We start from the raw sequence: 7,242 nt of genomic DNA on the forward strand, positions 1-7,242 counted from the left end.
CCATTGAGGTCTTTAAACCTGATGTCACCCAGCCATAAATTTCCAGGTCCCCGCGCCAGGCCATAGTCCACCCCATTGTTAAGCTCCGCTTCTGACCTGAACAAACCCTCTGTCACATAACCATAGAATGCACCCAATGCACGGCCCTGCTGTGATAAAGTAACCAGGGATTTGGTTCCATACTCATCAAATGTACCTTGCAGTGTCGCATCCGGCTCATTCATCCGGTTCAGGATATTCTTGTACCTGCTGAACACAATATTGGTCTTCCAGGTAAATTTGTCATTTTGAATATTGTAAGAGGTCAGCCCGATATCAAAACCCGTATTGGTCATCCGGCCATCATTGGTGGTCGGGGTTTTAATGTCGTTCCAGGCAGTACCCAGACCAGAAAAAGCACCAAGCTGAGTTGGCAAAAGCATGTCTGATGTGACCTTTTTGTAAACATCCAGACTAAATTCCAGCTTTTTCTTCCAGGTAGTCAGGTCTATTCCGGCGTTATAAGTATTTACAGATTGCCAGGTGATCAGCGCATTGGCTACATTGGCGGGTAATCCCCCGGCACCAAAAGGTGCGGTAGGGAAAAGTGTAATGTTCGCGGAATATAAATTCCCCGCTCCCGCGTCCTGACCGCCCACTTCTCCATATCCAAACCTGAATTTCAGATAGTCGATGTATTTATTTTCCCTCAGAAAAGCTTCATTGCTTACCGTCCATGAAGCAGATACCGCCGGAAAAGTTCCCCATTTATGGCCTTCACCAAAATTTGAAGACCCATCCCTTCTCAGCGTTCCGCTGATGGCGTAACGGCTGTCAAACGTATAGTTCAGCCTGGCAAAAACAGACTCCATACTCCATGTTGATGCATTGGCAGTAATGTCCTGCGTATCACCGGCATCACCTGCATTCAGGTTTGGAATATTGAGTTTCAAATTATCCCTCTTGCCGGCAATCGCATCATATTTAGATTGCTGGGCTTCATGCCCCACAGTAGCAGCAATATTATGTTTGCCAAAGTTCTTATTATAATTTGCGTAGTTCTTGAGTGCCCAGTACAAACTGTTTGCACGCTGGTCCCTTAACCTGGCGGGGCTTAAAATAATCTCCTTACTGATTTCGTTATACACATATGGCTGGAAAGCACGGTCTTTACTCAGGTTGAAATCAAAGTTCCCTTCTGATCTTATGGTCAGCCCGTCTATGATCTGGAGATCCGCATATACAGTTCCAAAAGCTTTGGAAGACTGGTTGGTCACATCCCTTAAACTGGCCAGCGCTACAGGGTTGTTTGGATTTCCGAAAGTACTGCCGCCAATCACATTTCGCGAAATGTAATTGCCATAAACGTCCCTTACAGGCGTTGCAGGGCTATTGTACAACACTGTACTCGTGACCGCATCAAATCCATCAGACAAACCGATCTGCTGGTTTGTACGTGATAAATTTGCAGTGATGCCGGTCTTCAGCCATTTGGTCGCCTGATGGTCTATATTGGCCCGCAATGTGACTCTTTTGAAACCGGTCTTGATCAGTGTTCCATTCTGATCGAGGTAACCTCCTGAAAAATAAAACTGTGTTTTTTCTGTTCCGCCCGAAAAGGCCAGCTGATGACTCTGGCTAAAGCCCCTGCGGTAGATCTCATCCTGCCAGTCCGTACCATTGCCCAGCAGCGAAGGGTTTTTAAACTCAGCAATGCTGTCCAGGCCGCTTCCCGGTACAGAACGGATCTCCTGAACCAGTGAATTCATATATTCCGCATTTTGGCGCAGGTTCATAACAGAAAGTTTTTTTGGAATTTCAGCAAGACCAACATAAGAATCATAAGTGATCTTGCCCTGATTGGCCCTGCCGCGCTTGGTATTGATCAATACTACACCATTGGCACCGCGCGCACCATAAATGGCTTGTGCCGATGCGTCCTTCAGGATATCTATGGTCTCAATGTCGGCCGGGTTTAAAGTAGCCAGCACACTCTGACCCACCTGCCCTGATCCGCCGCCCAGTACATTCTGTTCAAGTGTGGTACTCCTGGCATTCATTGGTACCCCGTCTATGACATATAAAGGTTCATTGTTTTCACCCGTTGAAGTCAGTCCCCTGATCCTCACAGATACACCGCCTCCCGGCTGGCCCCCATTGTTATTGATGGTTACCCCGGCTACCTTACCCTGCAGGGCCTGGTCTATACCCGCAACCGGCAAATTCTTAATGTCTTTTTGTGAAACAGATGATATGGATGAAGTTACCTCAGATTTGCGTAATGTACCATAACCGATCACCACTACGTCTGCTAAAGTGGAGGTAGAAGTCTGAAGGGTTACATTTATTGCGCTGCTGGTCCCAACTGCAACTTCCTTTGTCTCCATTCCTACATAGGAAACCACCAGCACACTTGCATTAGATGAAACCAGTATAGAATATTTTCCCTCAGCATTGGTTAAAGCTGTGGTTTTGGTTCCTTTCACCAATATTGCCGCACCGGGCAGTGTTGTTCCGCTTTCGTCAGATACTACACCAGAAACTATTCTGCCGGCATTGGTCTGGGCATACACGGAATTTGAAATGGCACTTAGCGTAAGGATCATGAACAGGATATAAATCCATTCACTACAACTCGTTCTTGTCGTTTTCATTGTTGGTCGTCATATTTGGTTTAGTCAAGAGCCCCTTGGGAAGGCTTTCTGAATGCTAAACTAGAGACTACCAAATGCCGTATTGCTAAAAAAGGGGGACTCAAATGTTAACCCTTGTCTCTTTCATTCATTAGCAGCAATAGATATCTTTCATTAGTAATGAAAGATATCTATATTTGTTTATAATTAATTTACTGACAGATGTTTAGACAAGAAAACATCCACTGCATTTAGCGAAAACATTGGTCACAAACTAGAAAACCTGATCTATCTTCACTTACGCCGTCATTATAAAGAACTTTACTATTTTAAAGAGAAGGGTGAATGCGATTTCATCGCTTTTAGTAAAGGAAAACCACAAGAAGCTATACAAGTATGTTATTTAGTTGAGGATGGAAACTTTGACCGGGAATACAACGGCCTTTTAGAAGCAATGAAATTCTTCAAATTAACCACCGGAATTATCGTAACACTCCATCAAAAGGACAAATTTGAAAAAGAAGGGTATCTGATAAAAATGATCCCGGCACATGAGTTCCTCACTCCCCATACATCTCCCTTGCCAACCGGCTAAAAGTAATCAAGGTTGAGGACAAGTATAGGACAGGCTATTATTGCCTATTGGTTTGACAAGGTGTTGGGTATGGTTTGAGCAGGGGTTGGTTTGGGTGAACCCTTTACAAGACCTTGAGAAAGCCTTGCCAAAACCTGATTAGACATAGGAAGAGAGCAAACCCACCGCAGGAGAAGATCCAAAAAAAATATGCGATTGCTGAAGGTTTCCCTGAAGCGGGAAGAAATTACTTTGTAAAAGGCCCGTAATGCAAGACAGGTTATTTCTATAAAGATTAAATTTGCCAGATAATAAGATGAAAAAGCTTTTTGCACTTCTGTTTCTGATGTTGTCACTGACGGCGCAGGCACAAACTTTAAGGGTTGCCGTTGCCGCAAATGCACAATTTGTCATGAAGGCCCTGCAGGCAGATTTTAAAAAGAAAACAGGAATTGAAACAGAAATGATTTCAGGTTCCTCAGGAAAACTGACGGCTCAGATAAAGAACGGGGCTCCCTACGATGTCTTTCTTTCCGCTGACATGGACTTTCCCGAGGCCCTTTATAACGAAGGTTTCGGAATTAACCGGCCTAAAGTATATGCCCTTGGAAGTCTAATTGTATGCAGTAGTTCTGACTTTGATGTAAAAAACTGGAGAAGCCTGCTGACCGGCATTAAGACGAATAAGATCGCTATAGCCAATCCGGCACTCGCCCCGTATGGAAAAGCTGCCAAACAGGCCCTGCGTCGTTACGGGCTATGGGACAAGATCAGCCCTAAAATCGTATTCGGAGAAAGCATCTCGCAAGTGAACACTTACATCTCTGCCGGAGTCGTCAGTTTAGGTTTTACTACTGAAGCCCTTGTATATGAAAGCCCTGATGCCGCAAAGCTAAAGTGGGCAAAGATCGATCATAAAGCTTATGAGGAAATCCAGCAGGGAATGCTCATATTGGCTTACGCTAAAAAAGGGAATCTCGATAAAGCGCTAAAGTTTTTCAATTACCTTCAATCTCCGGCGGCCAGGCAGCTGTTTGTGAAAAATGGCTATAGAATTCCGTAGTTTTATCAAGAATGGATTTAACACCTATATTCCTTAGCCTGAAACTTGCATGTATCACAACGCTGATACTATTTGTGATCGGCCTGCCCATAGCCTGGTGGTTATCCGGCCGGGATTCCATTCCCAAGCTGTTCATTGAGGCCATCATCACCATGCCGTTGGTCTTACCCCCTTCAGTACTCGGATTTTATTTATTATTGGCTTTCAGCCCCAAAAATGCTTTGGGAAAATGGCTGCAGGAACACTTTGACATTCAACTTGTATTTTCATTCGAAGGCCTGATCCTGGCTTCGGTTATTTACAGTCTGCCCTTTATGGTGAGTCCGGTCAAATCTGCATTTATACATTTGCCGGGCTCGATCAAAGAGGCTTCTTATACCATGGGGAAATCAAAATTTGAAACCTTGTGGTACATATTGTTACCCAATATCAAATCTTCGTTGCTGACAGCTGCCGTGCTTACATTTGCGCATACTCTAGGCGAATTCGGTGTTGTTCTGATGATTGGCGGAAATATTCCCGGTGTAACCAAAGTGGCCTCGATCGCCATTTACGACTCGGTAGAGAGTATGCAATACGCCAATGCCAATTACTACTCGCTGATTTTGTTCTCGATCACATTTATCATCGTGCTAACTGTTTTTGTTTTTAACAGAAAGTCTGCAAAAAGCCCGCTCGAATGATAGAGATTAATATAAAAAAAAGAGTTAAGACCTATGCGGGCATAGATCTTATTGAGGTCAGGGCTTCATTTCATGTTCAGCGCATTACTCAAATTACTGGTCCTTCCGGCGCGGGTAAAACAACACTTTTGAGAATTATTGCAGGCCTGATCAGGCCGGAACAAGGAAAGATAACGGTAAACGAAAACATATGGCTGGACACCAGTGCCAACATCAATCTGGAGCCTCAGAAACGGGATGTGGGGTTTGTATTTCAGGATTATGCCTTGTTTCCGAATATGACGGTTACAGAGCACCTGCATTATGGTTCAGACGATGCGCAATTTATTGATCGTTTGATCGCAATAGGCAGGCTCGACGCATTCAGAACACATAAACCCAAGCATCTTTCAGGGGGTCAGCAGCAGCGCCTGGCTATTTTGAGGGCCTTAGCCACAAAACCTAAACTGTTACTGATGGACGAACCTTTCTCAGCCCTGGATAGTGTGCTTAAAAAGAGTGTCATGGGCGAACTGAAAGAATTATTTGAGGAATTAAAAATTACCTGCCTGATTGTCACTCACCATCCGCTGGAAGCAGCTGGGTTTGCTGAACATTCCTTTGAGTTGCTTTAACACTAGGTCCGAATCCCCTGATTGTTATCTTCCGCATACTTAGAAGGCAAAACATCAAACTCCTCTTTAAATGATTTGACAAAATTCTTCGTGGTCTTGAACCCCACTTTATAGCAGATCTGGGAGACGGTCAGCTTGCCATGTTCCAAAAACTGCGCGGCCCTTTTCAGCCGGTACGATTTGATAAATTCCAGCGGTGTCTTACCGGTAAGTGCGACTATCCTCTTGTACAGGGTCACCCTGCTCACCAGCAATAGATTACTGAGCATATCTACTGAAAAATTACTGTTGTCGATGTTCCTTTCTATCTCCTGCAGCACCTGCTGCAGAAATTGCTCATCAGGACTTTCGATCTCCACTGTCAGAGGCTGCACTTTTACCTGTTTTTGATAAAGTTTTCTGAAAGACTCCTGCTGGACCAGGATGTTCCTGATCCTGGAATTGAGGATCTCGAAGCTGAAAGGCTTGGTCATGTAGTCTGTAGCGCCGGTCTCCAATCCGGTAAGTTCCTGCTCCGCCCCCGTTAATGCGGTCAGCAATATCACCGGGATCTGTGTGGTTCTGGAATCTGACCTGATCTTTTTACAGAGCTCAATACCGGTCATTTCCGGCATCGAGATGTCACTGACAATGATGCTTGGGTGGTAGAACAGCGCCTTTTGCCAGCCCTCCTTTCCATTTCCCGCCTCTATTACGTTAAAATCTTCTTTTAAATTGTCCTTCAGGTAAAACCGCAGATCCGCATCATCTTCCACCAGCATCACGGTGGCTTTTTTGGAAGAAATGGTAACCTGTGCAGTTTGCGAGCCGCCCGGATCTTCCTCGGCAATGAGGTTGTCGACAAAATTATCTGAGCCGTTCTTTTGGTCCCGGAGCTCTTCAAACGGCAGCAGGATGGTAAAACAGCTGCCCACGTCCTCGTCACTTTCCAAAAAGATCTCTCCCCCGTGCAGTTTCACAAATTCCTTGGTGATGGCCAGGCCGATACCGCTGCCCTGGTTGATGATCGAATCGGGAATGTCATTCTGAAAAAAGCTCTCAAAGATCTTGTCCTGTTTTTCTTTGGCGATGCCAATCCCGGTATCCCGCACCCTGATCTCGACCATGTACTGGTCTTCCATGATACAATCGACCGAAACATTTATTTTACCATTGTCCAGGGTAAATTTAAAACTGTTGGACAGCAGGTTGAACAGGATGCGCTCTATTTTATCGTGGTCAAAATTTACTTTCAGCGTTTCATAGGCTGCATTGAAGCTAAGCTGGATATTTTTCTGCTCGGCAATGTCCTTAAATGAATAAGTAATGTCGCTGATAAAGGAAATGATGTCACCCGGCCGTTTTTGAAGTTTGATCTCTTTGAGCTCCATCTTTCTGAAATCCAGCAATTGGTTGACCAGGTTGAGCAATCTTTTTGCATTTTTCTGGATCAGCGAGACCTGCTCTTTGAGCTGAGGGTCATAAGCCCCTTTGAGCAGTTTGTCAATAGGCGCAAGGATCAGGGAAAGCGGTGTTCTGAACTCATGGCTCACATTGGTCAGGAACTTGATCTTCATCGCGTCCAGTTCTCTGTACCTTTGGGACTCTACCTTTTCCTGCTCAATCACCCGCTGTATTTCTTTTTTTTCCTGTTCTGCCGCAAACTGCATTTTCAGTTTCCTGATGCCCCGGTGCCTGAAATAATACAAAGTGGCGC

The 7,242-nt window shown here is 45.0% G+C and carries 5 protein-coding genes; 3 read left to right on the forward strand and 2 right to left on the reverse strand.

Going from position 1 to position 7,242, the window contains the following annotated elements; genetic code table 11:
- On the reverse strand, positions 1 to 2,633 hold a 2,633-nt coding region (locus VK541_RS10770), incomplete at its 3' end, for a SusC/RagA family TonB-linked outer membrane protein (protein ID WP_324369884.1).
- A gap of 869 nt (positions 2,634 to 3,502) precedes the next feature.
- Here VK541_RS10770 and modA point away from each other — a divergent pair.
- From modA to VK541_RS10785, 3 genes are read left to right on the forward strand one after another with little or no spacing between them, the layout of a single operon-like run.
- The gene (gene modA / locus VK541_RS10775; protein ID WP_324369886.1) at positions 3,503 to 4,249 is read left to right on the forward strand and encodes a molybdate ABC transporter substrate-binding protein; all 747 of its coding nucleotides are present in this window, start codon (positions 3,503 to 3,505) and stop codon (positions 4,247 to 4,249) included.
- A gap of 11 nt (positions 4,250 to 4,260) precedes the next feature.
- The gene (gene modB, locus VK541_RS10780) at positions 4,261 to 4,932 is read left to right on the forward strand and encodes a molybdate ABC transporter permease subunit (RefSeq protein WP_324369888.1); all 672 of its coding nucleotides are present in this window, start codon (positions 4,261 to 4,263) and stop codon (positions 4,930 to 4,932) included.
- Entirely contained in the window at positions 4,929 to 5,546 is a 618-nt protein-coding gene (locus tag VK541_RS10785) for an ABC transporter ATP-binding protein (protein ID WP_324369890.1), read from the forward strand. The genes modB and VK541_RS10785 overlap by 4 nt, the downstream gene beginning before the upstream one ends.
- 2 nt (positions 5,547 to 5,548) lie before the next feature.
- Here the strand turns inward: VK541_RS10785 and VK541_RS10790 are convergent.
- A partial coding sequence (locus VK541_RS10790) for an ATP-binding protein (RefSeq protein WP_324369892.1) occupies positions 5,549 to 7,242 on the reverse strand: 1,694 nt, incomplete at its 5' end.

The organism is Pedobacter sp. (assembly GCF_035317785.1).
GTDB lineage: Bacteria > Bacteroidota > Bacteroidia > Sphingobacteriales > Sphingobacteriaceae > Pedobacter.

Bases quoted from the DNA above. Each gene is read 5' to 3' on its own strand.
- modB (WP_324369888.1), top strand. From the start codon at position 4,261: ATGGATTTAACACCTATATTCCTTAGCCTGAAACTTGCATGTATCACA.
- modA (WP_324369886.1), top strand. From the start codon at position 3,503: ATGAAAAAGCTTTTTGCACTTCTGTTTCTGATGTTGTCACTGACGGCG.
- VK541_RS10785 (WP_324369890.1), top strand. From the start codon at position 4,929: ATGATAGAGATTAATATAAAAAAAAGAGTTAAGACCTATGCGGGCATA.